Origin of the sequence: Mycolicibacterium neoaurum, from assembly GCF_036946495.1 — a bacterium.
Classification (GTDB): Bacteria; Actinomycetota; Actinomycetes; order Mycobacteriales; family Mycobacteriaceae; genus Mycobacterium; species Mycobacterium neoaurum_B.
This window is the reverse complement of record NZ_JAQIIX010000002.1, coordinates 2,362,618-2,388,336: the sequence shown is the minus strand read 5'-3', so window position 1 is coordinate 2,388,336 and position 25,719 is coordinate 2,362,618. Positions and strand designations below refer to the sequence as shown.

At 65.2% G+C, this 25,719-nt stretch carries 23 protein-coding genes; 6 read left to right on the top strand and 17 right to left on the bottom strand.

Annotated elements, in window-relative coordinates; translation table 11 throughout:
• Window positions 1–11: 11 nt before the first annotated feature.
• The 5 genes from PGN27_RS16765 to PGN27_RS16745 all read right to left on the bottom strand — a co-directional run bounded on the left by PGN27_RS16765 (window position 12) and on the right by PGN27_RS16745 (window position 7,684).
• Window positions 12–1,874 carry a hypothetical protein gene (locus PGN27_RS16765; protein ID WP_335327134.1) on the bottom strand — a complete coding sequence of 621 codons (1,863 nt, stop codon included), beginning with the start codon at window positions 1,872–1,874 and terminating at the stop codon, window positions 12–14.
• Window positions 1,875–1,999: 125 nt separating this feature from the next.
• Window positions 2,000–3,814, bottom strand: coding sequence for a glycoside hydrolase family 15 protein (locus PGN27_RS16760; protein ID WP_335327133.1), 1,815 nt, complete (start codon window positions 3,812–3,814; stop codon window positions 2,000–2,002).
• Window positions 3,807–5,186, bottom strand: a complete 1,380-nt coding sequence (zwf, locus tag PGN27_RS16755) for a glucose-6-phosphate dehydrogenase (protein WP_335327132.1) — start codon at window positions 5,184–5,186, stop codon at window positions 3,807–3,809. Before zwf ends, PGN27_RS16760 begins: the two co-directional genes overlap by 8 nt.
• 30 nt (window positions 5,187–5,216) lie before the next feature.
• On the bottom strand, window positions 5,217–6,629 hold the full coding sequence (locus PGN27_RS16750; protein WP_335327131.1) for an APC family permease: 1,413 nt from the start codon (window positions 6,627–6,629) through the stop codon (window positions 5,217–5,219).
• On the bottom strand, window positions 6,626–7,684 hold the full coding sequence (locus PGN27_RS16745) for a DmpA family aminopeptidase (RefSeq protein ID WP_335327130.1): 1,059 nt from the start codon (window positions 7,682–7,684) through the stop codon (window positions 6,626–6,628). Before PGN27_RS16745 ends, PGN27_RS16750 begins: the two co-directional genes overlap by 4 nt.
• Before the next feature lie 123 nt (window positions 7,685–7,807).
• Here PGN27_RS16745 and PGN27_RS16740 point away from each other — a divergent pair, with 123 nt between their 5' ends.
• Together PGN27_RS16740 and PGN27_RS16735 are read left to right on the top strand one after the other, a co-directional pair.
• On the top strand, window positions 7,808–8,419 hold the full coding sequence (locus PGN27_RS16740; protein ID WP_335327129.1) for a TetR/AcrR family transcriptional regulator: 612 nt from the start codon (window positions 7,808–7,810) through the stop codon (window positions 8,417–8,419).
• Between the two features lie 32 nt (window positions 8,420–8,451).
• Window positions 8,452–9,387 carry an endonuclease/exonuclease/phosphatase family protein gene (locus PGN27_RS16735; RefSeq protein ID WP_335327128.1) on the top strand — a complete coding sequence of 312 codons (936 nt, stop codon included), beginning with the start codon at window positions 8,452–8,454 and terminating at the stop codon, window positions 9,385–9,387.
• Window positions 9,388–9,402: 15 nt separating this feature from the next.
• Here the strand turns inward: PGN27_RS16735 and PGN27_RS16730 are convergent, their stop codons facing one another.
• A complete protein-coding gene (locus tag PGN27_RS16730; protein WP_335327127.1) occupies window positions 9,403–10,041 on the bottom strand; it encodes a LysE family transporter in 639 nt (212 codons plus the stop codon).
• 70 nt (window positions 10,042–10,111) lie between these two features.
• Here PGN27_RS16730 and PGN27_RS16725 point away from each other — a divergent pair, with 70 nt between their 5' ends.
• Window positions 10,112–10,537, top strand: a complete 426-nt coding sequence (locus PGN27_RS16725; RefSeq protein ID WP_335327126.1) for an Lrp/AsnC family transcriptional regulator — start codon at window positions 10,112–10,114, stop codon at window positions 10,535–10,537.
• A gap of 791 nt (window positions 10,538–11,328) precedes the next feature.
• Here PGN27_RS16725 and PGN27_RS16720 read toward each other — a convergent pair.
• The 6 genes from PGN27_RS16720 to PGN27_RS16695 all read right to left on the bottom strand — a co-directional run bounded on the left by PGN27_RS16720 (window position 11,329) and on the right by PGN27_RS16695 (window position 17,211).
• Window positions 11,329–12,102 carry a hypothetical protein gene (locus PGN27_RS16720; protein ID WP_335327125.1) on the bottom strand — a complete coding sequence of 258 codons (774 nt, stop codon included), beginning with the start codon at window positions 12,100–12,102 and terminating at the stop codon, window positions 11,329–11,331.
• Window positions 12,103–12,842: 740 nt separating this feature from the next.
• Window positions 12,843–13,421: an LppU/SCO3897 family protein gene (locus PGN27_RS16715; protein ID WP_335327124.1), complete on the bottom strand. Its 579-nt coding sequence runs from the start codon at window positions 13,419–13,421 to the stop codon at window positions 12,843–12,845.
• A 173-nt stretch (window positions 13,422–13,594) separates the two neighbouring features.
• Complete coding sequence (locus tag PGN27_RS16710) at window positions 13,595–14,065, bottom strand: hypothetical protein (RefSeq protein WP_335327123.1); 471 nt, start codon at window positions 14,063–14,065, stop codon at window positions 13,595–13,597.
• A gap of 31 nt (window positions 14,066–14,096) precedes the next feature.
• Window positions 14,097–15,014: a hypothetical protein gene (locus PGN27_RS16705; RefSeq protein ID WP_335327122.1), complete on the bottom strand. Its 918-nt coding sequence runs from the start codon at window positions 15,012–15,014 to the stop codon at window positions 14,097–14,099.
• Window positions 15,015–15,415: 401 nt separating this feature from the next.
• Entirely contained in the window at window positions 15,416–16,585 is a 1,170-nt protein-coding gene (locus tag PGN27_RS16700; RefSeq protein ID WP_335327121.1) for a hypothetical protein, read from the bottom strand.
• Window positions 16,585–17,211, bottom strand: a complete 627-nt coding sequence (locus tag PGN27_RS16695) for an MspA family porin (RefSeq protein ID WP_335328753.1) — start codon at window positions 17,209–17,211, stop codon at window positions 16,585–16,587. Before PGN27_RS16695 ends, PGN27_RS16700 begins: the two co-directional genes overlap by 1 nt.
• 335 nt (window positions 17,212–17,546) lie before the next feature.
• Here PGN27_RS16695 and PGN27_RS16690 point away from each other — a divergent pair, with 335 nt between their 5' ends.
• The 3 genes from PGN27_RS16690 (at window position 17,547) to PGN27_RS16680 (ending at window position 20,943) form a co-directional block, all read left to right on the top strand.
• Window positions 17,547–18,104, top strand: coding sequence for a hypothetical protein (locus PGN27_RS16690; protein WP_335327120.1), 558 nt, complete (start codon window positions 17,547–17,549; stop codon window positions 18,102–18,104).
• A gap of 74 nt (window positions 18,105–18,178) precedes the next feature.
• Window positions 18,179–18,637, top strand: a complete 459-nt coding sequence (locus PGN27_RS16685; protein WP_335327119.1) for a hypothetical protein — start codon at window positions 18,179–18,181, stop codon at window positions 18,635–18,637.
• A gap of 89 nt (window positions 18,638–18,726) precedes the next feature.
• Window positions 18,727–20,943 carry a molybdopterin-dependent oxidoreductase gene (locus tag PGN27_RS16680; RefSeq protein ID WP_335327118.1) on the top strand — a complete coding sequence of 739 codons (2,217 nt, stop codon included), beginning with the start codon at window positions 18,727–18,729 and terminating at the stop codon, window positions 20,941–20,943.
• On the opposite strand, the gene PGN27_RS16675 is transcribed toward PGN27_RS16680, so the two are convergent.
• Genes PGN27_RS16675 through PGN27_RS16655 form a run of 5 tightly spaced genes read right to left on the bottom strand, consistent with a single transcriptional unit; the run spans window position 20,922 to window position 25,581 of the window.
• Window positions 20,922–21,578, bottom strand: a complete 657-nt coding sequence (locus tag PGN27_RS16675) for a phosphodiesterase (protein ID WP_335327117.1) — start codon at window positions 21,576–21,578, stop codon at window positions 20,922–20,924. The two genes, PGN27_RS16680 and PGN27_RS16675, sit on opposite strands and share 22 nt — an antisense overlap.
• Entirely contained in the window at window positions 21,575–22,447 is an 873-nt protein-coding gene (locus tag PGN27_RS16670; protein WP_335327116.1) for a glycosyltransferase family 2 protein, read from the bottom strand. The genes PGN27_RS16675 and PGN27_RS16670 overlap by 4 nt, the downstream gene beginning before the upstream one ends.
• Complete coding sequence (locus PGN27_RS16665) at window positions 22,444–23,379, bottom strand: glycosyltransferase (protein ID WP_335327115.1); 936 nt, start codon at window positions 23,377–23,379, stop codon at window positions 22,444–22,446. Before PGN27_RS16665 ends, PGN27_RS16670 begins: the two co-directional genes overlap by 4 nt.
• Window positions 23,279–24,517 (bottom strand): glycosyltransferase, encoded by a 1,239-nt coding sequence (locus PGN27_RS16660; protein WP_335327114.1) that lies wholly within the window; start codon window positions 24,515–24,517, stop codon window positions 23,279–23,281. The genes PGN27_RS16665 and PGN27_RS16660 overlap by 101 nt, the downstream gene beginning before the upstream one ends.
• On the bottom strand, window positions 24,514–25,581 hold the full coding sequence (locus PGN27_RS16655) for a glycosyltransferase family protein (RefSeq protein WP_335327113.1): 1,068 nt from the start codon (window positions 25,579–25,581) through the stop codon (window positions 24,514–24,516). The genes PGN27_RS16660 and PGN27_RS16655 overlap by 4 nt, the downstream gene beginning before the upstream one ends.
• Between the last annotated feature and the right edge of the window lie 138 nt (window positions 25,582–25,719).

The window sequence follows — 25,719 nt, the reverse complement described above, 5'->3', positions numbered from 1 at the left end:
GTCGATCCGGGTCAGGGGGCGATCAGGATGCCGTCATCGGAAGCGGCTTTCAGCAGCTCCTGGATGGTCAGCTCGCCGTAGCCGGTGTGCACGGTTCCCTGGCGCGTGCCCAACCATGGGACCACGCCGGGGTCGGGATCGACATCGAGGTGATAGGCCTGCACACCCATCAGGTGGTACTGAAAGAAGTTGGCGAAGAAATCGATGGCGAAGATGACGCTGCCGACGAGGCCGGTGCCCCACATGGCCGCGGAGTTCACGATCGGGTTCATCGCTGCCCGGTCACCGATCATCACGATCGGGCCGTAGTGCGGTTTGAGTCCGCCGCCGGCCACAAACGGCGGAAGGAACGGTTGTAGCCCAGGCAGATCGGTCGACATAAACGCCACCGGACTGCCGTACTGAGCGATGTTGACGAAGTTCGACGTGGCACCGTTGCCGTCAACCCTCGTGTTCATTCCGGGGGCCTCGAAACCGATACCGGACAGGCCGGTCTGCTGCGCGACGAACTGCGCCTCCCACCCGCCCAGTGAGTGCCCGGTGACGAACACGTCGTCGGGGGCATATCCCTGTAGGGCAGCTTCCTCTTGGACCCTGCGTGCGAAATCCAACGCATCGTAGAAGGCCCACGGCGTCGTATCGGTAAGGACGACCTGTAGATCGGCGACAATCTGGGCGATCGTGATGAGCGGGTTGAACAGTAGGTTGGTGCCACCGGTGGTGCCCTGGTAGGCGATGATGACCTGGCCCTGCGGTGTCACCCACGCCTTGCCGGACATCCCGGAGAAGATGTTGGTGGACTGCAGTTGAAACCCGTTGACGGTCAACGGGACCAGGCCACCGGGTGTGGTGCCCAGGCCGTACGCGGCCGTCGAGGCATTGAGGAACTGCGCGACTGTCGGCGTCGGGCGGTCGGTGGGGCCGGTGTAGACCATGGTGGGAAGCGTCGGCTGTACCGCCGGGGTCTGATGCAGACCCGCCCACCGTTCCAGTTCCCGGAATGCGGCGAACAACAGATCGTTGATCGGCGCGATGTGGAACGGACTGCGCGGCCCGGTCGCGGCCACGGTGAAATCGAGGAACTGCAGGATCGCGTTGACGATGCGGCCGGGCAGTTCGATCAGCGCCGCGATCGGCGACAGCGGTTGTGGCGGGGCGGGTGTGGTCACCTCGACCAGCGCCGCCGCCGCTTCGGTCCCGAGTTCGGGTTGCGATATCGGGGCGGCGAGCAGGCCGACGGATCCGGCGGTCTCGGCACGGGTCGATGTCGGGGCGGGCCGGGCGTCGGACCGCTCGTCGTGGGAGCGCTCGGCCCGTGAGCCGGACGACGCGAGGGTTTGCGGCGTCGATTCGGTCAGGGTTGGATTCGGATCGCGGGCGGGTTCGGGCTGGTGGTCGGTGTCGAGGTCGGGCTGGGTCGGCTCCCGGGGCTCCTCGTCATCGGGGGTGATGACCTGCCCGGCATCCGGTGTCGGGACGTCAACGTCGGGAGTCGGTGCGGGATCGACGATGCTGTCATCGCCCGGCTCGATTGCCTCCGGTTGGTGGTCCTTGAGGTCGGCCGAATCGTTGTCGTCAGCTTGCCGATCATCGGTCAGATCCGACCGGGCCGGCTCGGGCCCCTTCTCGCCCCCGCGATCGACTGGGTTCTCGACTGGGTTCTTTGTGTCCTCGCTTTTGGTGTCGGGCCGGGTAGACGTCGGGTCGGCGGGAGCGGAGTTCGATCCCGTCCCGCCGGTCGATTCGGATCCCTCCGCCCACGCGACACCGTGGATCGGTGCGGCGACGAGGCCAGCGCTCAGCGTGACCGCGGCTACGCCGTATCGCCACGACCGCCGCGTCCTCGGCGCCTCCAACCGCTCGACAGCCTCCATCGACGACCCCCCTGCGCTCCAGCCCGACGCTGACAACATGCAATGTCATGGGACAGTAGCCACAAAGCGCACGCTGGACGCCGTTTTGGCAAAGCCGCCGGTTCGCCCAGGGCCGTCGCGGACGGTCAGGGTAGGGCGCGATCCAGATTGATCGCCGCGCTGATGAGCGCCAGATGGGTGAATGCCTGCGGGAAGTTGCCGACCTGGTCACCGGTGGCGCTCACCTGCTCGGCGTACAGTCCGACGTGATTGGCGTAGGTGAACATCTTCTCCAGCGCCAACTGGGCATCGGCCAGCCGTCCGGCCCGGGTGAGCGCTTCAACGTACCAGAACGAGCAGATCGAGAAGGTGCCTTCCTCGCCGTCCAACCCATCGGTGCCCGGCTCGTAGCGAAAGACCAGACTATCCGTGACGAGATGTTCTTCGATCGCCGCGAGCGTGGACAGGAAACGCGGGTCCGCCGGTGACAAGAACTTCACCATCGGCATCAGCAACAGACCGGCATCCAGATCGTCACCGCCCTCGACCCGGGTGAACGACTGCAGATCGGGATTCCATGATTTCGTCATGATGCGGTCGTAGATATCGTCGCGAGCCTTGGACCAGGCCACCAGATCGCCGGGAAGTCCCCGCGCCCGGGCGATCCTGATCGCTCTTTCGATCGCCACCCAGCACATCAGCCGTGAGGTCGTGTAGGCCTGAGGTTCGTCGCGGATCTCCCACATCCCCGCGTCGGTGCGATCCCAGTTCTCGGCGACCCAGTCCACGATCGCGATCACGTCATGCCAGGCATCGTGGCTGATACCCGGACCGTGCTTGTTGAACAGATACACCGAGTCGATGATCTCGCCGTAGATGTCCAGCTGGAGCTGGCGGGCGGCGGCATTGCCGACTCGCACCGGCTTCGAATCGCGGTGCCCGGCCAGATGGTCGAGCTCGTGCTCCTCCGGCAGCTTTCCGTCGATGTCATAAAGTACCCGCAACGGACCCAACCGACGGTCGTCATCACCGTCGCGCTGACCCATCCGCTCGGACAGCCAACGGATGAAATCGCTTGCCTCGTTCACGTATCCGAGTCGCAGCAGCGCATACAAGCTGAACCCGGCGTCGCGGATCCACACGTACCGGTAGTCCCAGTTGCGGCTGCCGCCGACCGGCGCGGGCAGGCTCATGGTGGGAGCGGCCACGATCGCACCCGTGGGTTCATGGGTCAGCAGCTTCAGTGTGATGGCCGAGCGGTGCACCATCTCCCGCCACCGCCCGGTGTAACTGGAGGTGGAGATCCAATCGCGCCAGAACGCGATGGTGGCGTCGAACAGTGCATCGGTCCGGCTCATCGTGTCGGCGGTGACATCACCGCCGTCCTCCAGCATCTCCAGCACGAACAGCGCGGTTTGACCGGATGAAAGTTCGAAATCGGCTGTCACGATGCTGTTCTCGGGGCCGTCGTCGATATCGAGATCGGTCGAGGCGATCAGGCCGAGCCGCACCCCGTCGCCGGTGATCAACACCCCATCTCCGGTGTATTCGGCCGTGCAGGACTGACGGGCGTAGTCGGGGCGGGCATCCAGGCGCATCTGCAGGCGCATGGTGCCGCGGACACCGCTGATCCGGCGGACCAGCCGCTGCCGATGATCCTTTTCGTCGGGAGCCAGCACCGGCATGAAGTCGTGGACTTCGACCACACCGTCATCGGTGAGGAAACGCGTGATGAGCACCGCGGTGTCCGGGTAGTAGAACTGCTGGGTGCGGGACACCTCGGTGCATGGGGTGAGCTGCCAGCTGCCGCCCTTGTCCTGGTCGAGGATGGCGGCGAACACGCTGGCGGAGTCGAAACGCGGTGCACAGAACCAGTCGATGGTGCCGTCGGCGCCGACCAGCGCGCAGGTCCGCAGGTCACCGATCAATCCGTGCTGGGAGATCGCGAGAGCCTCAGTCATCCGGCAGGTGCCAATCGGTCAGTGCCGTCGCCGCGTCGGGTCCCCAAGAACCCGCGGGATAGGACCGGACTTCCGGCGGGTTGTCCAGCACCGGCTGGCATATCTGCCAGAGTCGGTCCACCTCGTCGGCGCGGGTGAACAGCATCTGATCGCCACGCATCACGTCGAACAACAACCGCTCGTAGGCCTCCATCGGCATATCCGCGCCGATGGACTCGCCCATACCGAAGCCTCCATCGACCGCCATCACGTCCAGACCGGGACCTGGCCGTTTGGCGGCCAGGTGCAGACCGATGGTCGGTTCGTCGGTCAGTTCGAGCACGAGGCGGTTGCGTTGGGGTCCGAACAGATCGGTCGACGCGGAAAAGGTGAGAGTGACGGTACGTCTGTTGTCCCCCAAGGCTTTTCCAGTGCGGAGATAGAATGGTATATCGCGCCACCGCTCGCTGTCGACGAATACCTCGGCGGCGACGAACGTTTCGACATGCGAGTCGTCTGCCACGCCATCCTCGTCGAGGTAACCGTCGTACTGGCCGAACACCACCCGCTGCGGGTCCATCGGGCGCATGGCTTCGAAGACGGCGGCCTTCGCGTCGCGCAGGCCCGCCTCGTCGAGTCGCGCGGGCGGTTCCATCGCGATGACCCCGAGCAGTTGGCATAGATGGGTGGTGACCATATCGCGGAAGCATCCCGTCGACTCGTAGAAGTCGCCACGTCCCTCGATGGTCAGTGTCTCGGGCACATCGATCTGGACGGACTCCAGCGTTCCCGCCTGCCAGGCCGGGTCGAGAAATCCGTTGGCGAAGCGCAGCGCCAGGATGTTCTGCACCGCCTCCTTGCCGAGGAAGTGATCGACCCGGTAGATCTGGGTCTCGTCGAAGACTTCTTTGAGGGCTGAATCAAGCTGGCGTGACGATTCCAGGTCGGTCCCGAACGGCTTTTCCACCACCACCCGTGCACCCTCGACAAGTCCTTCGCGACCGAGCATGTCGATCATCGGTTCCATCGCCTCCGGCGGCACCGAAAGGTAGATCAACACGCGCGCGTCAGGCCCGATCTCTTCTCGGCGCCTGCGTACCGCGTCCGCCAGATCGGCTCCGTCGTCGGCATCCGAGACCACGAAGCTCAAGCGCCCGAGCAGATTCGCCAGAACGTTGCCATCGACATCATCGCTCGCGTCGCGCAAGGCGGTGTCCACCGTGTCGCGGAAGTCCTCCGGTGCGTGGCGCCCCGATCCGATGATCGCGTAGTCGTCGGGCAACCGGCCCGACGCCGCCAGCTGATAGAACCCGGGGAACAGCATTCTGGCGGCCAGGTCGCCGGTGGCGCCGAACACCACGAAGATGTGTGGGCTCAGGTCTGGGCGGGGCACCCTCGTTTATTGCCCACCCAAGGGTGCCCGCTAAACACCGTTGCGTACCGGCCGCCACAGCAGGGCGCCCAGGAGCAAACCGGCGAACGGTACCGCGGCCAGGATCGTACTGAGGGTGACGCTGCCTCCGGTCACCAGTGTGAAGTTGGACAGCACCAGCCACAGACTGCCCAGTAAGCCCAGGACGGCCAGCACCGGCGCGAGTCGCGTCTGCCACAGCTTCCCCCCGCCCAGGTCACGATGCCGCAGGAAGAACACCAGTACCGCCACCGAGGTGGTCAGCATCAGCAGCACCATCCCTACTGTGGCCACGCCGGCCATCGACCCGAAAACGCCTACCAGCGGGTCGATTCCGAGAACAGCCAGCACAGCCACGATCACCGCCGCAGTCACGGTCTGGACCACGGAGGAGAAGGCGGGCGACTCATGGTTGCCGTGCACCGTACCGAGCCGGGCCGGCAGCAGGCCCTTGCGCGACAGCACGAACTGATAGCGGGCGATGACGTTGTGGAATGACAGCACGCAGGCGAAAAGACTGGTGAGCAGGAGGATGTTGACGATATCGCGGCCGATGCGGCCGAGCGCACCATCGGTGGTGTCCAGCAGCATGTTGGCCTCGCCGTCCAAGGTCTGCTGTGCGGTGGCCGCCACCTGATCCGGCCCGATCGCAACAACGAAGGCCCACACCGTCAGGGTGTAGAAGGCGCCGATCAGGATCACCGCGGCATAGGTGGCGCGTGGAATGGTGCGCTCCGGATCACGCGCCTCGTCACGGAACACCGCGGTGGCCTCGAAGCCGATGAAGCCGGTGAGCGCGAACAGGATTGCGATACCGATGACGCCCTGGGTGAACACTTCGGGCGTGAACGAGGCGAAGGTGATGCCGGCCGGACCCGGATCGGCCACGATGGCGAGGTCCAGGATGACGACGATACCGATCTCCAAAGCCAGTGCCACGCCGAGCACCTTGGCGCTAAGCTCGATGTGCCGGTAGCCCAACACCGCGACGATCGCCAGGATCACAAAGGAATATACCGGCCAGGGAATGGTCGGGCCGTTGTAGAACGCGACGGTGTCACCGATGGCCCAACCGATGTACCCGTAGATCCCCACCTGGATCGCGGTGTAGGCGATCAGCGCGACCACGGCGATGCCCTTGCCCATCCGCTCACCGAGACCGACTGTCACATAGGAGAAGAACGCGCCCGCTTCCGGTACGTGGGGGGTCATGGTCACGAAGCCGACGCTGAAGACCAACAGCACCAGGGAGGCGATCAAGAAGCCGACGGGCGCACCGGCACCGTTGCCGAGTCCCATCGCCAGGGGCATGTTGCCGCCGATCACGGTCAGCGGTGCGGCGGCCGCGACGACCATGAAGACGATGCCGACGGGCCCGAGACGTCCGGACAGCCGCTGGGTTTGCGCGTTCTGGGCAGTGGTCATGAGTTCTCCCGCAGGGCTGAGGTGAGCTGGTCGTGGTCGATGGCATGCACGGTGTAGCCGCGATATCCGGTCACCGTCTCAGCGGCCACCATGGCGTTGACGATGGCCTCCTCGGTGGCCTCGACGGTGAGGTCGAAAAGCAGGTCCATCAGTTGGGGCCCGACCATTCGCAATGGGATCTCGCGGGCCACCGCGGGGGCGCCCTCGACGGCACCGTAGGGCGGGATACCGCGGTTGCCGGTCGAGAACGCGAGCATGAGGTCGCCGCTGTACTGCTCGCCGGTGCCGCCGAGTCGGCCGACCGCCAGTGCCGCGCGTTGCGCCAAGCGCTGGCACTGGTGGGGCAGCAGCGGTGCGTCGGTGGCCACGATGACGATGATCGATCCGGATCCGGGAGCGTAGCCCGGCGGAATGGCCGGCAGCGGCACATCGGGTTGGTTGATCGGCACGCCGTTGATCCGAAGGCGTTCGCGCCGGCCGTGATTGGCCTGTACCAGTACCCCGACGGTGTATTCGTGCACCCGTGATGCGGTGCCGGTGCCGCCCTTGAATTGGTGGCAGATCATGCCCGTGCCGCCGCCGGTGTTGCCCTCGGCGACCGGTCCACCGGATGCGGACTCCAGGGCGGCCCGCACATGTTCGGGCCGGACATGGAACCCGTTGATGTCGTTGAGGAATCCGTCGTAGGTCTCACCGACAACGGGTAGCGACCAGTACGCACCGTCACCGCGGACGCGGACCTGCTCGGCCACGAGCGCATCGCGGACCACCCCGACGCTGTGGGTGTTGGTCAGGCCGATCGCGGTGGTCAGTTCCCCGGATTCGCGAATCCACTCCAGGCCGGTCAGCTCGCCGCTGCCGTTGAGGACATGAGAGCCGGCGAATACCGGCTCGGTCCAGATGTCGTCGTGCGGGATGACGACGGTGACCCCGGTGTTGATCCCATCGCCCTGCAGCGTGGTCTGGCCGACACGCACGCCGGGGACGTCCGTGATCGCGTTGTGTGTTCCGGTGGGGTGTCCCCCGATGATCACGCCGAGATCTCTGGCACGCATTCTTCCCGCCTCGTTCACGAGTTCTTTTCCATGTTGGAAAAGAACTATGCGCCCGTCGTGTGCGCTGCGCAACAGGAACGGCAAAATAGGGTCCGGACGACTTTCGAGGGGAGCAGCGCGTCGATGGCACGACCCAACCGCCAGCAGGAGCGGCGCACCGAGATCCTGGACGCGGCGATCGCCGTCATCGAGCGCCACGACCTGGCCTCGCTGCGACTGGCCGATGTGGCCGCTGAGCTGGGCCTGACCACCAATGCCCTGCGCTACTACTTCAAGGACATGCCGGACCTGCTGTCCGAACTCGCCCTGCGCTCCGATGTCCGCTTCTATGAGCAGCGGTTGCAGATCGGAAACCACACCCAGGATCCGCGCACCCAACTGGCACTCACCATCGCCGCAGGCTTGCCCACCGGCCCCGAGGACGCCGAGTGGCGGGCCATCTGGCGGGCGGTGCTGGCCGCGGGGTTCGAGCTGGATCAGCGCAGCGATGTCCAGGCCATCTACCACCGCCAGGTCGGGCTCTATGCCGACCTGCTGACCGCAGGCGCGCAGGCCGGGGCTTTCGTGTTGAGCTCCCCCGCCCGCGATATCGGTATGACGCTGATGTCTATGGAGGACTACTTCGGTTACCGGATCGTCGCACGGGATCCCCAGTTCAACCGGCCGCTTGCATTGCGGCTCATGCGCGATTACGCCCGGCTCGCCACCGGCGCGGAGCTACCCGACACGGAGTGATGGGAATCCAGCGGCGCTTGGGGGATGTCGACATGAGGTTCTTGCGGACGGCAGCAAGCATCATCGGGACCACGGCGCTGCCAGGTGCGCTCCTCGCGCTCGTGCTGCACTTCTGGCCTGGCAGCGACCGGGCGTCCGTGGCCGCCGCCGCGGTCTCCCCCGTGCTCTGGCTGGCCTGCACTGTGACCGCGGTGGTGTGCCTTCTGTACGTTCGCGCCCCGCGGCGCCTGCTGCTCGCGGCCGCGCTGGCGGCGGCCGGGATCTGGGTGCAGTCGCCGTTGTGGCGAGGCGAGCCCGCACCCGCAGGGCCGGCTCTGACGGTGCTGACCGCCAACATTCAGGTCGGTGCGGGCGACGCCGAAGCACTCGCGAAGCTGGTGCGTGACAACCATGTCGACGTCCTCGTGGTTCTCGAGGTCACCAATGAAGCGGCACAACGGATTTCCGCGTCGACCGTCGCCATCGACCTGCCGCACGCATTGGTACGTCCGGCAGCATTGGCCAACGGCACCGCCCTCTACAGCCGCCACCCGCTCAAGAACACCGGCGTCGTGCCCGGCTTTGTCATGACGGCGCTGACCGCTGTCGCCGAGGTTCCCGGCCGCGGGGATGTGCAACTCTTCGCGCTGCACCCCATGCCGCCGTTGGACGTTGAGACCTGGAACTCCGAGTTGGGCCGCATCAGAGCTGTCTTGCAGGGAGTGCCCCAAGGTCGACCCGTCATCGCGCTCGGTGATTACAACGCCACCTATGACCACGTGCGCTTCCGAAGCCTGCTCACCGGTGGCTACCGTGACGCTGGGGAACTCGCGGGCGCCGGGTGGCTACCCACTTACCCGACGGACAAGACCTATCCACCGGTGGTCGGCATCGACCACATTCTGCTACGCGGCCTCGGTGCCGCGGAGGTTACCGCACACGAAATCCCGGGCGCCGATCATCGGGCTCTGCTCGCCCGTGTGGGCTGACAATCCGGACGGCGGTTAGCACAGTGCGGCAACGCCATTGGCTACCACGATCGCGCCCAGGGTGACGATGAGCAGCGACGCGATGACGCCGATGGCGCGAGTAGCGTTGCGGCTCAACGCCCCGCCGAGGGCCGAGCCCACCCAGGCCAGGAGGAGCTGCCAGGCAAACGAGGAACCGCCAACCGCGGCCACGAAGATCACCGAGCCGATCCACGAGATACCGGAATGGGTCACTGCACCGGAGAGCGCGATGAAGTAGACCAGAGTGACCGGGTTGATCGCGGTGAGCCCGACGAACCGACCGAACGTCGCAGGCGCCGAGGCTCGTTCAACGTCGAGAGCGTGTGGTGGAGGCTGTCTCACGCCCTGCCACAGCTGTCTCACGCCGATCGCGACGATCAGTACTCCCGATGCGAGTAGGAAGACGCCGCGGTGATCATCGACCGCAGGCGCGAAGGTCGCCCCGGTCAACGCCGCGACGAGGCAGTAGAACAGGTCCACCGTCGCCACACCCGCGGCCCCGGCGGCCGCCGTGCGAAATCCGTTGACCAGTCCCTCTCGCAACAAGAGCGCGGCGACTGCGCCCAGCGGCATCGCCACGCCGAGTCCAGCCACCACCCCGGCAACGGCCGGTGCCACGATGTCAGTCAGCACCCGGTGAGTGTGCGCGATCCCCTCAAGCACATACCGACAAAATTGCTGCTGGACAGCTAATATTGCATGCGTGGACCAGTTGGACGAGCAAATTCTCGGGATCCTGCGAGAGAATGCCCGTTGCTCGTTCAGTGAGCTTGGCCGCCTGATCGGGCTCAGCACAAACGCGGCGGCAGCCAGAGTGCGACGGCTGGAAACCGAGGGCGTCATCCTCGGCTACACCATCCTCGCCGGCCAGAATGTGCCAGGTCCACGGGGCGGCCTGGAAGTTTTCGTCGACGTACGCCTCGACGCCGAGACCGACAACGACATGTTCACCACGCGGATCGCGCAGGTTCGCCAGGTGGTCGACGCCATCCACATGACCGGCCCCTACGACTACCTGCTGCGGGCGTACGTCCCGGACACCGGCGCTCTGGACTTGCTGCTACGTCGGCTCAAGAAGGAATGCGGAGCAGAACAGACGCAGACGCGGGTGGCGCTCCGTTCCCGCTGATCGTTCTTGCCCCGAGACCCGGGCAGTCGCCACGCCGCTACACGCTCGTGGGTCGGGCCCGATCACGTGACTTCCATGTCCAGGGATGTGTGCGAAGCCGATCATCGAGCATTCCCATGTTGACGGGAATCGAACTGACCGGTCCTTGAGCATGCCGCCATCGGCTGCTCACACACCGGGGTCTGTAGGGTCGACATGGACGAGCGCCATGGTTGCGTACTTACGGGTTGAGACCAGACCGAGGGCAGTGGTCGGCGAAATGCCTTGGGAAGTTGACGTTTCGCCGGCGTGCTGCACGGAGACGCTCTTTACTGGCGTCAAACCGTATCCTCACTTGAAAGGAGGCACCGCGTGAGCAATGGCGTCGCGCACCGAGCTGACTTGGCCAGGGCCGTAACCTCCTGGCAAGAAGGTCGTCTGATTCTTCGGCGGAGCGCTCAATCTGACCTGCAAGCGGAATCACGATGTCTGCGTGCTGTTGTGCGCTGTAGCGGGTCGCAAGCATCGGAGTCGGCGAGCACCAGGCGGGCGACGAGTCCAGAGCACGGGTACGGAGGGCGATGCCGATCATCGGCGACGGCGCACCCGAGCACCTCATAGCCGCCGAGCTACGCCTTGCCAATCCTGACCTTGCATTGAGCGAACTAGGTCGCGGCGCCGCTCCATCAATGACTGACGGCGCTGCAGCAAAACGGATTTGACCAACAGCGAATCTGACCAACCGAACCGTGAAGAGGACCGGCATTCCGGACACCACTACCGCTGCCCCTACGACGGGGCCTGCATCGTTGTCAGGGTCGGCACTGCTGCTGTGCGTCTAGTTCTTCGTCCACGAGAGCATTGAGCAGGACGTTGTACGCGTGCTGATTGTCCGCGAGGGCGTCCGGCGAATTCGCCTGGTCGGGCTGACGTGCCCGCTCGACGACGCCCACGGCTTGAGCGGCCAGAACAGCGATCCGGTCCAGGCGTAACGCGATGTCGGCGTCGTAGTCACTATCTGCACTGTGGCGCAGGGAATCTGACACATCTTGGAATCGAGACAAAGCCGGACCGTCAGGTTTGAGCGCGTCGGCTCCCAACAGGACGTCGCGGTTGTCGTAGACCTCGCCGACCACTGCATCGACTGCGCGGCAACCCGCGCGGTGCGGACTCATCCAGACACCGATTTGAAGCACACCTGACCACACTCCGCCGGTGACAAAGACCACGATAGCCCAGCGCAGACGCTGCGCCTTGGTCACCGCAGACGGGTCGGCCTGCCCAACAGCAGCGGCCACCTCAGGATCGGACTGCGCTGCTGCGCGCAACTGCGCCAACCGCGGTCGCCGCCGTCGCGCGCCAACAGCGCTCGCGCCAACCATAACCACGATCACCACGAGCGCCACGAGTACCGGCCCAGAGAGGGCTCGGAACTTGGTCAGCGCCGCCCCCACAAGAACCAATGCCACCCCTGCGCCTACCAGAGACCAAGCGACGATCCGCGGCCGCCGGGATGCTGGTCGGGACGACTCAACGATGTCGTACAGGCGCAGCGCGGCGGTGAGCACCACCGGATCGGCCGGCACCGGACCTCGTTTCCACACCCGGGCAACCTGGCGGCGCTGATCGGCAGTCAACCCACTGAGCACCGCCTCGGTCCTCGCGCCGAACCGACGCGAGGACCATGCAGTCATCAGTGCGACAGCAACGGCGACAAGCACCGAGACCACGACTATCGACAGCCACCAACCCACACCGTGCGCGCCGAGTGGCACCAGTGTTGCCGCGCCATATCCAAACGACCACAGCAACGCCCACCCTGCGTTGAACAAGATCCTCACGCGCGTCGGCGCGACAACCAACCACCACCCCATAACGACATCCCCCTCTCGCCCCGAACGAATTCGCCTCGATCATCAACGTGGTCACGACACGCCGCCACGCTGCGACCGACCACCGCCACGCAATGCCGCCCGCCAGTAAGCTCCGAAAGCCCATCCGGCCGCCCCCTTAGGCCCCCCGGCCGCCACAGATTCTGTTAGAACGGGCGTGCCACACACCGCGTACGATGTGCTGCCACCCGCCGCATCGGGGGTAGCCTGCCCGGCCGGGATCAACGACGCCCGCAGCCCCGACGAACGAGTGGCCGACTTCGCACCGCGTGCGCGACGTTGCATCAGTGCGCGCCCATCGTGGCCCCCGCGCTAACCTGTCCGGCATCGATCTTGGCCAACAACTCATCGAGGGCACCGGGGGCCTCGAGTTTGTTGGTCGACGCCTCCATCTCGCGGCTCCCGCAGCCCTTCACCGACTCCGAGTCTGATGTTTACGAACGCGCTTCGGTGCAGATAGTGAAGCGCCGCAGGGGGTGTGGGTACCCACCCTCCGAACAATCGTCCGTGGTGGTGGTGTCGAGTAGGACGCTCGCCGGCTTGAGTTTCCGCGTTGCGGCAGGGTCTTCGCACGCGACTTTGGTGGTAACGGCGCCCACGTCGATGCAGTACGTGCTGTCCCAGTTCAAATCCAGGCACGCAGTCCACTGCGCGTAGGCGTCACGAAAGTAGAACGGGCGGTCAGCATCGGCCACACACTGATCGGGAGTGAGCACCCGCTGGATCACCCGATACGTCGCCAACGGCGTCATGCAGTCAGCCACATCCAGGACCGCGCGTGCGGGGGTGCCTGACACGTTCACGCAGCCGCCGACGGGAGCATCCGCGCCTCCGGATTCCGTCATAGTTGCGGGTTGGGGAAACTGCCCCGGAATGTCGACGAGATCTCGCGCTGGCTCAGCGCTTTCGGATGTCGCGAACGGCGTGCTGTTGGGGTGAAGATCGTCTGATCCACATCCAGTAACGAGGACCGTCAGAACCATTGCCATCACAGCACGAGCTGTCAGACTCATTGAATACACTTCCCGTTCACTTTTGGGGACCACCGTTTCGTTACCTAGCGAATTACCTGGCTCAGGTTATGGCGCGAAGCGTACCGTCGCGTCCACAGTTGTGTTCGCGGTCGATCCGCGCGCTGGACGCGTTGCGTCAGTGCCGTTGTCCGGCCGAATGGTTCTTCCTTTTTTCACAGAACCGTGCCGCTAATGCGCCATTTTCCGTCTTGCATCTTGAATAGAACTTCGCCGCCGGTATTGGTGATGTGCCTTCGCTCAGATGGATGCCGCGGGTCCGCGAAAGACGTGATCAGATGGCCGACGGCTGTCGTGTCGCCGATCGCTTCAACGACAAACCTTTCAACCTCTGCGGGACCGTATGTAGCGACGGCAGATCGTAGTGTTGCCACCAACGGCGGATAGGAGAAATCCGGCCGGGGATGGCTTATGTCGTATGAGAGGTCCAGGTTCGCTTGGCCGATGGTTAAATTCTCAAGTGCGACTTCGTCGTTGGCACTGACCGCGCGCACATAGTCCTCGACCAGCTGCAGCAGGCGATCACGCTCTTCACGTTCGGCACGTCCTGTCATGAAGTCACGGTACAGCCAGTGCACGCAACCACCGACGAAAAAAGCGATCAGCACTATTACTACAAGACGCACGGGCTCCTCCAATTCTTGGAAATATGATGCACTAGTTGACAATGGCGGTGCATTGACCTGCGCCGGTCGCCCCGTACGTCCATACTCCTTCGTAGAATCCCGTCGCCTCGTAACCAATGGGGAACTGGTTTCCTTGCCAGCCAATTGCGGCATTCAGCACCTTATCCATAGGCCGTAACGTTCGCTGTAGATCGATATCTTCTTTCGCACCCCAGAGCGTATCTGGCATGTGACCGGCGACCTTAGTCCCGTCCTTGTATGGTGTCGGATTATCGCGACGTTCGTTGGCCGCTTCCCTATTTTTGCGCTTTTCGAGATCGGACCCTGGGGGAACAGCTCTTCGTTCTAGTATTCCCCCATTGGCCTTCCGCAATTCGTTCGCATACCAGACGTAGTCGGCGAGTTCCTCTCTCACTGCGGCGCTGGGGTCGGTCGTGCCTTGTTTGAAGCACACACCGACCGGCCCCCTGCAGGAGCTCGTTCCGCCGTTGCGGTCCATCGAGCAGTAGTCATCGTCAAATGGCGACTTTTGTTCGCCATCGGGTGCCTTGTCGATAGTCGGGTCGTCGATGGGGCGCGGCCGGATCGTCGGACGTGGTCGAGGGCCCGGCTTCTCTGGAAATGGTTGTGGGGCTTGCTGAGGTGGGCAGATGCTGCAGGCGCCGATGCCGCCAATGACGTCGCGGCCCGGTCCGCTGAGCACGCCCCCGGAGGGCAGGCTCGCCGGCATCACCATGACCGGATCGGCGATGCCGAGTTGTCGGGCGATGTCTTCGCAGTGCTTCTGCAGATCACGCAGTGCCTGATCCTGGGAGTTCTCCGACTCAGTGGATGGCTGGGCAGGTTCCTGTTGGCTCGACTCCTGTGGCGCCTGTTGAGGTCCTTGTTGCGTCGGCTCTGGCTGTTGTTGCGGGGGCAGGTCGTAGTCGGGTGGTTGGGTGCCGTGCACGGGTGGTTGCCGCTGTGGATAGGACTGTTGTGGGTTTTGGGGTGCTTGGCTGTATTCGGGTGCGGCGGAGGGGTTGTTGATGTCAATGCCGTTGCCTTGCGGCGGGGCTGGGTAGTTGCCGCCGCTGTAGCCGGGTCCTCCTTCAGGGAGGCCGGGGGGTTGGAACTGACTTCCTCCGCCGGTTCCAGATCCTGGGCTGCCCGGACCGCCGGGGCCGGTAGGTCCGGTCGGAACTGGCTCTGCGGTGGCCCCCGGTAGCGCGGACAGTCCGGGCAAGGGTTGGTCTACCGTGGTGACGGTCGCCCCGGCAAGGACCACCGCGACTACAGCGACGACGGCAGCCGCGCGCCGATACCCCGATAGGCGTCGGCGCACAGATGTTCTGCGCTTACCCATATCCTCTACTCCCCTGTTCCGGTGGGGGTGGTCATGGTGGCTTTGGCTGCGGTGACGGCAGTTTCGGCGGTGTGGGTGCAGGCTTGGTAGTCGGGTCCGGTTTGGCCGAAGGTGCTGACGCACGCGATCGACATGTGCCCCAGAAGCCGGTTTTGGCAGGCGGTCAGCGAGGTCTGCTCCGGTGCGGTGGCCGCGCATTGCTGCAACGCCGCGCACGCGGCGGCGAAGTCGGCGACCCTGCCGTCGGGGCTGCGGTAGTCGTTGATCCCGGCCGGGCAGGCCACCCCCGATGCGGCCGGTGGCAGCACATCGGGGGCGGTGTCTGGCACGCCCGTCGTCACCACATCTGCCGCGGCCGCGGGGATGCCGGCCCAGTTCGGTGTCGGTGCTCCGGTGGTGGCGAGATCGGACGCCCGGTAGGACAGCATGATCTGGACCGGGAAGGCAAAGATGTTGGCCTGTCCCACATCGATGGTCAGATCGGATTGCCCGAGCGCAAATCCCGGCCCCAGACCCGGCGTCACGGGCAACGGTCTCTGATCACGGTCGTGGGCCGCCGGCACGCTGAAGGTTCCGATCACCGCGGCAGGCCGTCCCGGGCTGGCATCGGTCTCGACGAGCACAACGTTGTCGCCTTGGCGCAGATGCGTTCCCGACGGCAGTTTCACACCGAAAGCAATCGTCGAGGACGCGAACGCCGACTTACGGGTGATGGTGACATCGACACCGCCGCCGGTGACCGGGCGCACGAGGTACTCAAGGTCATTGCTGCCATAGATCCCGCCACCGTCACCGGTCCACGCCGCCGGCCCCAACCCCAGCTCACCGGGCAGATGCAGCACCAGATGCCGGTTGGGGTGCAGCGTCGGAACGAAAATGCCGTCCTTGGCCCACATCGGCACGGTCGCCTCACCACGCTCGGCCTGGGCGGCCAACGCCGGCTCCAACCCCGCGGTCTCCCCCTGCGGCGTCGTAGAAGAAACCCGCGCCCCACCAATCGGATTGACCCGCCCCGGATCGGCAGGCATCGGCCGCGGTATTGCCGGTTGCACCGGCGGCGGCGGGTCGGCCACCGCCACCGGCACGGCCGGCTCGACACACACACCAGCCATCACGACCAACGCGGCCGACACCCTGCTCACCGCGACCGACAGTGCGCGTGTCCCACCGCTCATCACAGGTCCTTCGGCTCGCCGTAGAGGGTTTGGGTGTCATTACCGTTATCGGTGCGCACCCTGATGGTGGTGTAGGACTGAATCTTGACCTGGCCACCGCACCCATCGGCGACAATGTTCTGCTCACGTAGATTCGACACCGCGCTCATGTTGCGCAGACTGATCCGATCCAACGGAACCTGCACATGCCTACCGGGTTTGAGCAGAACCCGGATATAGCCGCCGATATGTTCGGTCGCCCCGACAGACGCGTTGGCCTGCGCACCGGCGAAACCGCCACCGCCGCCACCGCCGCCACCGGCACCGCCTTGGCCCTCACCGAAACCGCCGCCATACACCCCGGCTCCGACCTGCTGATTGAGATCCAGGCCCAGATCCCCGCCGACCTCCACCCCCGCCGAGGAATCGGTGCGGCACCCCACGAAGTACCCGGCCTCCAACTGCGCATCCTGAATCGGGGTGCCCCCGGTCCCGCTGATACGGGCCTCGGCACGCAGACTCACCCGCGCCTGCCACGAGTTCGAGGCCCCCGCCAGGTTGTCGATGTGATCGATCACCTCATGGGTGGAGTTCACATCCACCACCCACCCGTCATCGGTGACAAACTGCGTCCACCGATCGGGCATCACCTGGGGCGCCGCACCCGCCGGCGGCGCACCCCACAACGCCACACCGGCGATCACCGCACCCGCCCACACGCCGCGACAGCACCGACCACCGGCACCAACCATCGCCAACACGCCACAAATCCCCCGTTTGCTACACACGGCCAGGTACCCCCGCAGCCCTGATCAGAACGTGTGCGACGTCAAGCTCACATATAACTGACTGACGTGTCAAGCGGAAGTGGCGAGATCGTCTTCATATTGCGAGTGACACGTTAATCATGTAAATGTGAGTGGGCTGGCTATGACTTGCAGCATTGGCAGCCAGGCGTGGGGAACGGTGAGGTCAGGGGGCCATGACCATGAATACGTTGCTCTGTGACGCGCGGGTGACACCCGATGGATCGGTTGTGGTGATCGAAGATGTCGGAGCTCACGGACGTGCGAGCGCCTATGTGGACGGCACCGCGTCCACTGTCGACAGGGTCGGGTCCGTGCATGCCTTGTGGGTGCGCACACTGAGCGTTCATGAGGCAGAGCTCCTGAGCACAGGAGTTCGCGCCCGAGTGCTGGTCGGTTCTGACACACGGGGACTCGGCAGGCTTGTGTTCCGTGGACCGCTCACAGTAGGAAGTGGCGTGCTGGCGATCGGTGACGCGCGGAGCCCGGATCGCCAGCTGCTGTTCGGCGAGCCAGCCACACTTCACGTCAGTGTCTTCACCGAAACCACCATCGAAACAATCTATTTCGATCATCCACCGGCCGAGTTCCCGACATCGGGCCCGAGCGTTATCACGGTGCTCATCGCTGAGAACCCGGGCTTCAGTCACGCTGTCAAGAACACGACATTTGGCCGTCCACGTCTCCCGCGACTACCGAAAATTCTCACAATCCGAGGCAGATCACCTGGTTGAACAAGGAGGTGGTCTGTCGGCCCGACGATGAGCAGCCAACACGATCCGAAACACGGGAGGGCACTGTGCACTTGGTGGCGATAGCCCTGATCTCCGTGCTTGTCGGAGCGTGCACATACTGGCTCTACGCGGACATCGTGACCGAACGTGTTGAACGCAAGGAGCACGGTGCATTGCTGCGGTTGGTCGAGGAACTCGTGAGCGAGCTCAACGACGACCAAAGAGTTCCTGAGTTCTCGACAATCGGCAATGGCAACCCGCATCCATTAGACGGCATCGGCTACCGCGGTGCCGACTCAACGTCTCCGCCACTGACAGCCGTCCTACGCTCCGCTGTCGAAATGCACGGTCCCGCAGCAATCGAGAGGTTCATCGTCGAAGCGGTCGGCGAGATGACCGCTGTCGGCCACCTGATCGCCTCATTCGCCGATCCGCGACATCCATCCGAGCGCGGACAGAACCTCCGCGTTGCCGGCGAAATTGTCTTCAAGAAGGAAGACGGCGATTGGCGAATCAGCGGCACAGTGCTCTGACTCGACGTTGAGGCTTGCTCGCCTCCTCACCGGCCGCTTACTGTGACGGCCAGCACACCTCGCGGAAGTCCGCGACCGAGGAGGACAGCGTGACCGTCGAGAAGAAGATCACCTACTGCCGCATCTGCGAACCGCTGTGCGGTCTGATCGCCACCGTCGAAGATGGCCGTCTGCTCTCACTTCGCCCCGACAAGGACCACCCGCTCTCCCGGGGTCGCGCCTGCCCGAAAGGGATCGCGTTCAGCGACGTCCAGAACGATCCTGACCGGGTATTGCACCCCCTTCGGCGCCGGCCCGACGGTAGCTTTGCCACCGTCAGCTGGGATGAGGCACTCGCGGACATCGCCACTCGCTTGAACAGCGTGCTTGCCGAGCACGGTGGCGATGCCGTCGGCGAGTACCTCGGAAACCCCTCCGCATTCGGGTACGCGGCCAGCCTGTGGTCGGGACTGTTCATGAAGCGGATCGGGGCCGGTCATCTGTACTCGGCGGGATCACAGGACATCAACAGCCGCTACGTCGCCAGCAAGCTGCTCTACGGTGCCGCCACCCAGATCCCCTTCCCCGACCTGCCGCGCACCGATTTCCTGTTCATGCTGGGCGCCAATCCGCTTGTCTCCCACGGCAGCGCATTACGCGCACCGCGGATCAAAGACGACCTCGCCGGCATCGTCAAGCGCGGCGGGCGCGTGATCGTCGTCGATCCGCGCCGCACCGAAACAGCCGCCGCCTACGAACATGTCGCGGTCCGCCCCGATTCGGATGCCTGGTTGATGCTCTCGCTGTTGAACGTGGTGTTTGCCGAAAATCTGCAGGACAACGCGGCATTGACGGCACACACCGTCGGCGCGGAAACCCTGCGCGCGCTCTGCGCGGACTTCCCACCCGAGGCCACCGAAATCCGCACCGGAATCTCGGCGGGGACGGTCCGCGCACTGGCCCGCGACTTCGCCACCGCCCGCACCGCGGTGGCCTACGGGCGGACCGGTGCATGCCTGGGCCATCACGGCACCCTGGTCAGTTTCCTGATCGACGCGCTCAACACCGTGACGGGGAATCTGGACCGTCCCGGCGGCGCCCTGATGTCGCATCAGGTGATCCCGGTCGAGGAGTTCGGGGAGAAGTCCGGTGCGTTCAGCTATAACACCAAAACGTCGCGCATCGGCGGGTTCCCGGATGTCTTCGGCTCGTTCCCGGCAGCACTGATGGCCGAAGAGATCACCACCAGCGGAGCAGGACAACTGCGGGCCCTGTTCGTGCTCGCGGGCAATCCCGTGCTGTCGGTCCCCAACAGCGCTGCCCTTGAGTCCGCGCTGGGAAAATTGGATCTGCTGGTGTCCCTCGATCTGTACGTCAACGAAACCAACCGGCACGCCGACTACATCCTGCCCGCCACCACCTTCCTCGAGCGCGACGACCTGCCGATGGCATACGCGGCGTGCAGTCCGACGGTGTTCCTACAGTCCGCTGAACCGGTAGTGCCCGCATACGGGCAGGCGCGTCCCGAATGGGAGGTCTTCGAGGATCTAGCCGAGCGGATGGGGCTGTCGCTCTTTGCCACCGGCGCCCTCGCTCCGCTGAACCCGGTCCTGCGGTGGCTGCGACGACACGGTGTGCGCGTCACCCCGCAACGCATGATGCACACGTTGCTACGCGTCGGCCCTTACGGTGACCGGTTCGGGCTGCGCCGCGGCGGACTCAACCCTGCTCGGCTGCGCGAGCGTCCGCACGGCGTCGTATTGGCCGAGCACGCACCGCACGGCGTGCTGGCCGACGTGGTCACCCACCACGGCGGCAAGGTCGATCTGGCGCCTCACGAGATCGTCACCGAGGTGGCTCGACTGGGGAAGGCGCCCGGCACGACGGTGGACTTCCCATTGTCGGCTATCGGGATCCGGGAACTGCGTTCCCAGAACAGTTGGATGCACAACAGCCCGATCCTGATGAAGGGCAACCGCACTCAACGTGCCCGGGTCAATCCGTCCGATGCGGCGTCAGCCGGTCTTGCCGACGGCGGTCGGGTACGAGTCGTCTCGGCGAACGGTGCCATCGAACTGGACGTGTCGATCACCGATGAGGTCGGACCTGGCACCATCGCCATCCCGCAGGGTTGGGGACACAAGGGCGGCGGCTGGCGGCTGGCGAATGCCAATCCCGGTGTGAACGTCAACGAGCTGACCTCCAACCGCCCCGAGGATCTGGAAGCGCTGGCGGGCATGTCGGTGCTCAACGGTGTGGCGGTACGACTGGAGCCGGTCCGGCAAACCGCGGACGACCAGGCGCACTATTCGGCGTCGCGCCCCTGACGACTGCCACGATAGGCGCGGCGGCGCAACGCCGTCAGCCACCCGGGAAGTAGCGACACGCCGTTCGCGTGATTGAGGGTGGGATCGAAGGCGATGTCCTCGGGCCAGGCATCCTCCAGGTCGCGATCAAACTCCAGTACCGCCAGCGGACCGAATTTTCCCGAGCCCTCGGCCTGTTCGATGCTGACCACCAGCGGCTGCTCGGGCAGTCGGCGGCGGATCTCTGCGACATCCAAGCCGGCAAAGTCGTTCGGCGACACCAGTTCGGCACGCAGCCAATGGATTTTGTTGCGATATCCGAAGGGCATCAGCGTGGAAAAGGTCGCCGTCGACCACGATGTCGCCGGTGTCAGCACCACCCTCGCCGCCGATGACACCATCAGCACATCCCATGGCTGCCCGTCGGATTGCGACCGGAAAGCCAGACCCGCGAAATCCGGGAATCCGGCCGGTGTCCCGATGCCCTTGGACATCCGACCGATCACCTCGCCGTCGCCGATGGGCAGGCCTTTCCCGGGTTCGGCGGTCCTGGTGATCCGTCCGTGGACCAGCGCACCGCTCGGATGAAACAACCGGGCGTCTCGCAACGCGGCGCCCGCGCGGAACGGCACGGTCGTCAGCTCTGAAGCCTTCATATCGCCGGGGTGCCCTCCGTCGACCGCACCAAACATGACTCGTCGCCGGTGAGCTGGGGGGAGCCGGCAACGTCCCTGGTGATGAGACCTCGCGCCTCGAACTGGTCCAACCAGCCGGCCATTGGTAGCCAGCCCCAGCGCCGCTGGAAGATTCGGGCATTGCGGACAATATCGCGCACATGTTCCACGGGCGGGTCGCTGACGTGATGGTGCTGATGGAATGCATCGGCGCCCCCGACCCACCGTAACGGCACGTCGAGCGCGGCAGCGGTCTGGGCGAAATCGGTGTCTTCGCCGCCGTAGCCAAAGTACTCCTCACAGAATCCGCCTATGACGTGCCAGGTGGGTGCGGTGACGGCAAAGGACAGCGACCAGAACAACCGGTGATCGCTGCCGGGTAGCACGGTGTCCGGTTGCGGTGCGGGCCGCGCAGGATGCGGGTCGGCCAATCGGTCCAGGCCGGTCGCCGGGTAGCCGGCCGGCCCCGGGGGCGGAAGATAGGCGACCGGACCGCACAGCAGCGCGTCGCGGTGTGACGGTGTTCCGCCCACGTCACGGTAGCGCTGCACCATCGTGGTGGCGGGTATGCAGTCGACATCGAGGAAGATGAGCAGTTGCGCACCGTCGGCCAAAGCCGCTGTTGCACCGGCATTTCGGGCCTGGGCCAGCGGGAGACCGTCCATTCCTGCGGCGCACTCGACCACGGCGGTGGGGAGCGCCGCGCCCGCTAGCCGGGAATGCACTTCGGGATCATCCATCGCGACCACGACCTGCAGGTCGGGCCGTACCGAACCGGCCGCCAACCCGGCGCGTTGGCGTTGCAGGTGCGCGCCGCGCCCGTGGACGGTGGTGATGACCGCGGTTCTCATGCCGACACCACGCCCCGGCATGCCCGCGCCGTCTCCTCGATCACGGCGGCTGCGCGGTCGGCTGCCCCCTGCACATGCCAGCGGCGCCACTGCTCACCGCCGGTCCCGCGCGCACGCCGGATCAGCTCGGCCCAGCCATCGGGCTCCGGCCACTCGTACGCCACGGTCGCCAGTCCATGCCTATCCAATACCGTTGCCGTCGTGAGCTGTTCGTCGAACGGGCGCCGTTGGGGGATGACGACCGCCGGGCGCCCGGCGATGGCCGTATCTGCGATGCTGTTCTGCCCCGCATGGGTGATGATGACATCCGCCCCGGCCAGGTGCGGCCACGGATCGGATATCCACTGCCCGTGCTGCCCGCCCAGCCACGTCCAGTCGGCGAATTCGGCTCCGGTGGTCTGCACTGCGTCGGCGCCGCCGGCGCCCGAAAGCACCACGACGTTTCCGGTAGCGGTGCGGTCTGGAGCCCGGCGACCGTCGAATCGGCTGATACCGCCGACATAGACGGTCTTGTGGTCGTGGGGCCGAAGCCATTCGGGAACTCGGAGCTCTCGAGGCCACGCGGCGATTATGCGGTCAGCGAGGGTGTGCACCAGAACATGTGGGGCGTCGGTGCGGTTACCGGGTAACGCGATCACCACCACCGGGATCCCCAGCAGGCGCGCGAAGGTCGCCACCTCCACCGAGACGTCGACGACGAGGGCTTCCGGCCGGGCATCGCGTACCCAGTCGGCGATGGCCGTCATCCTGGCGGTGTAGCCGGTGTCGAAGTGCGGCGACCAATGCAACGCACCATGCGCGGTGGGCTCGTGCACCGTGTCGGAGACGTCATCACGCGGAAGCGCGATCACATTCGTGAACGGGTTGTCCCGTGGCACCTCTCGGCTGGTGAGCACCGTGACCGATCGAGTCATCCGCTCGGTGATGCTCATCGCCCGCGCCAGGTGTCCGTAGCCGTGATGGTGCACGTAATAGCCGATCATCGTCCGCATCTCCCGCCGTGGTGAGCATGTCTGTGTACAGCGACAGGTAGGTCCGCACCATCGCATCTTCCGAACAGCACCGCACGGCATGTGACCGCACCTGTGCGCGTGGCAGTTCGACCGCTTCCGGGATGGCCGATGCCATCGCGGTGACGTCCCCGGACGGCACCAGTCGGCCTGCTCGCGGATCAAGCATTTCACCGATACCACCACGGTCGAACGCGACGACCGGTGTGCCACAGGACATCGACTCGGCCACCACCAGTCCGTAGGGCTCATCCCACATCGGCGTCACGAGCACCGCGGCAGCGGCCCCGACCAGTGCCACGAGCTCGGCGTGGGCCAGATGCCCGACGTACCGGATCCGGCCGTCGAGCTCGGGCTCGACGGCACGTTCATAGTAGGCCGGATCCGAGATGGGGCCGGCGATCAGCAATGGCAGCGCGGCTTTCCGCGCTGCCGCGATCGCGAGATGGGTGCCCTTCTCGGGAGTGATCCTGCCGAACCAGACAAGCTCGTGCCCTCCGGACCCCAGTCGCCACGCTGTGGTGTCAACGCCGTTCGGGACGACGCGGATCTCCCCGCAGACGTGTCGCCATGCGGCTGCGGTGTGCCGACTCACCGCGGCGATGCGGGTTCCGTCGCCCCTGCCCGCGGCCAGTGCAGATTCCAGCCACGGGGTGGGTGGCGTGTGCACGGTGGTCAACATCGGGATGGACAGCATCGGTGCCATCGCCACCGGAAGGTGATGCAGGCTGTGGTTGTGCACGATGTCGTAGTGCTCGGAATCGCCGTGGGCGAGATCGAGCATGAGTGCGAGGTAGGCATGATGATCGGCCATGAACGACGCTGCCGGCATGGACACATCGGCTTGAGCGGCGGTGGAGAGGGTTATCTCGTGCACCCGCAGCGATTCACAGGCCAGGCCGGTGTCGGAACCGCTGCCGGCGAAAAGTGATACGTGATGGCCGCGCTGCACCAGAGCACGCGCCAGATGCCACACGTGGGTCTCCAGTCCACCGGCAAACGGCTGCCGAATGGGGTGGCGATTCGACGCGATCAATGCGATACGGCGCGGTGCTGTCACGCCAGCACCTCCTGATACACCCGCGCGTGTGCCTCGGCGATGTCGACGCGTTCACGGCGGCGCTCGGCCCACGTGACCCGACGGCGACCGGGATCGCTCACCCAGTCCAGATAGGACCGCGTCATCGCCTGGTGCAGTGAGTCTGCATCGAACAGATCATCGGAGAAGTCGAAGACCTGACAGGCACGCTGTTGTCCGTAGAACCCACAGCTGGGGGCCACCACCTGCGTTCCCAGGTCATGACACGCTTCCAGCCATCCCGAGTGGGTACCGAAACGGTATGGCAGCACCGATACGTCGAGAGATTCCAGATAGTCCCACAACTCGGCGTCGCTGTAGTAGGGATGCACCACCACCCGCACGTGGCCATATCGGCGGTAATCCAACAGCGCCCGCCCGGCCTCGGGTGCGTACCAGTAACTGTCGGGATCGAAGATCTCGTCGTGGGCATTGATCTGGATGACCCCGCCGGGTAGCTCGGCGACCGTCTCCACCAGAGTGTCCAGAATCGCGAGGGGGTCCATGTTGGCGCGCAGGCTCTTCACGTGTATACCGACCCTGAATTCCGGGTGCTGCGACCGCGGTCGCTGGATACGATTGCTGGACAACACATGTGGATGAGGGAGAACCTGCGCGGGTCTACCCCACCTGCGCTCCACCGTGTCGGCGGCACCGGAAGTCAGGGTGAGCAGCCAATCTGCCGCCGTCGCCAGAACGTCCTGTTGCTCCCGATGCGGGGAGAGCCCGCTGTGATGCGGGTTGCGCAGATCGTGCACCGTGTATACCAGCGGCTTGCGATGTTTACGCAGCTGTTCGACGACCTCGGCGAGTTCGCGAGCGGGGATCGTATCGAAGCCGAAGTGCACGTGAAACACGTCGAAGCGGTCGTGATTGGCTTCGATCCAACCAGGTTGCAGCATCACCGGCGGCCACCACCCACCTGGGATCTTGCGCCGATCATCGGGGATCGGATCCTTCAGGCGCGCAACGGTATCCAACCCCCCTGGCTGAGAAAGGTGGCGCACGTACACGTGCGACGCGGGCACGGACGCGACTTTGATCATCACACTCCTGACACATCGGTTACCGGGCAGGCCACTACGGCCACCGTCCCGAATTTCTTGAGGAGGGCGGGGGCGGATACCCGGCCGCCGCCCGGCGAAACCAGACGCGTTGTTTAATGTCCCGCCGACCAGGTAATG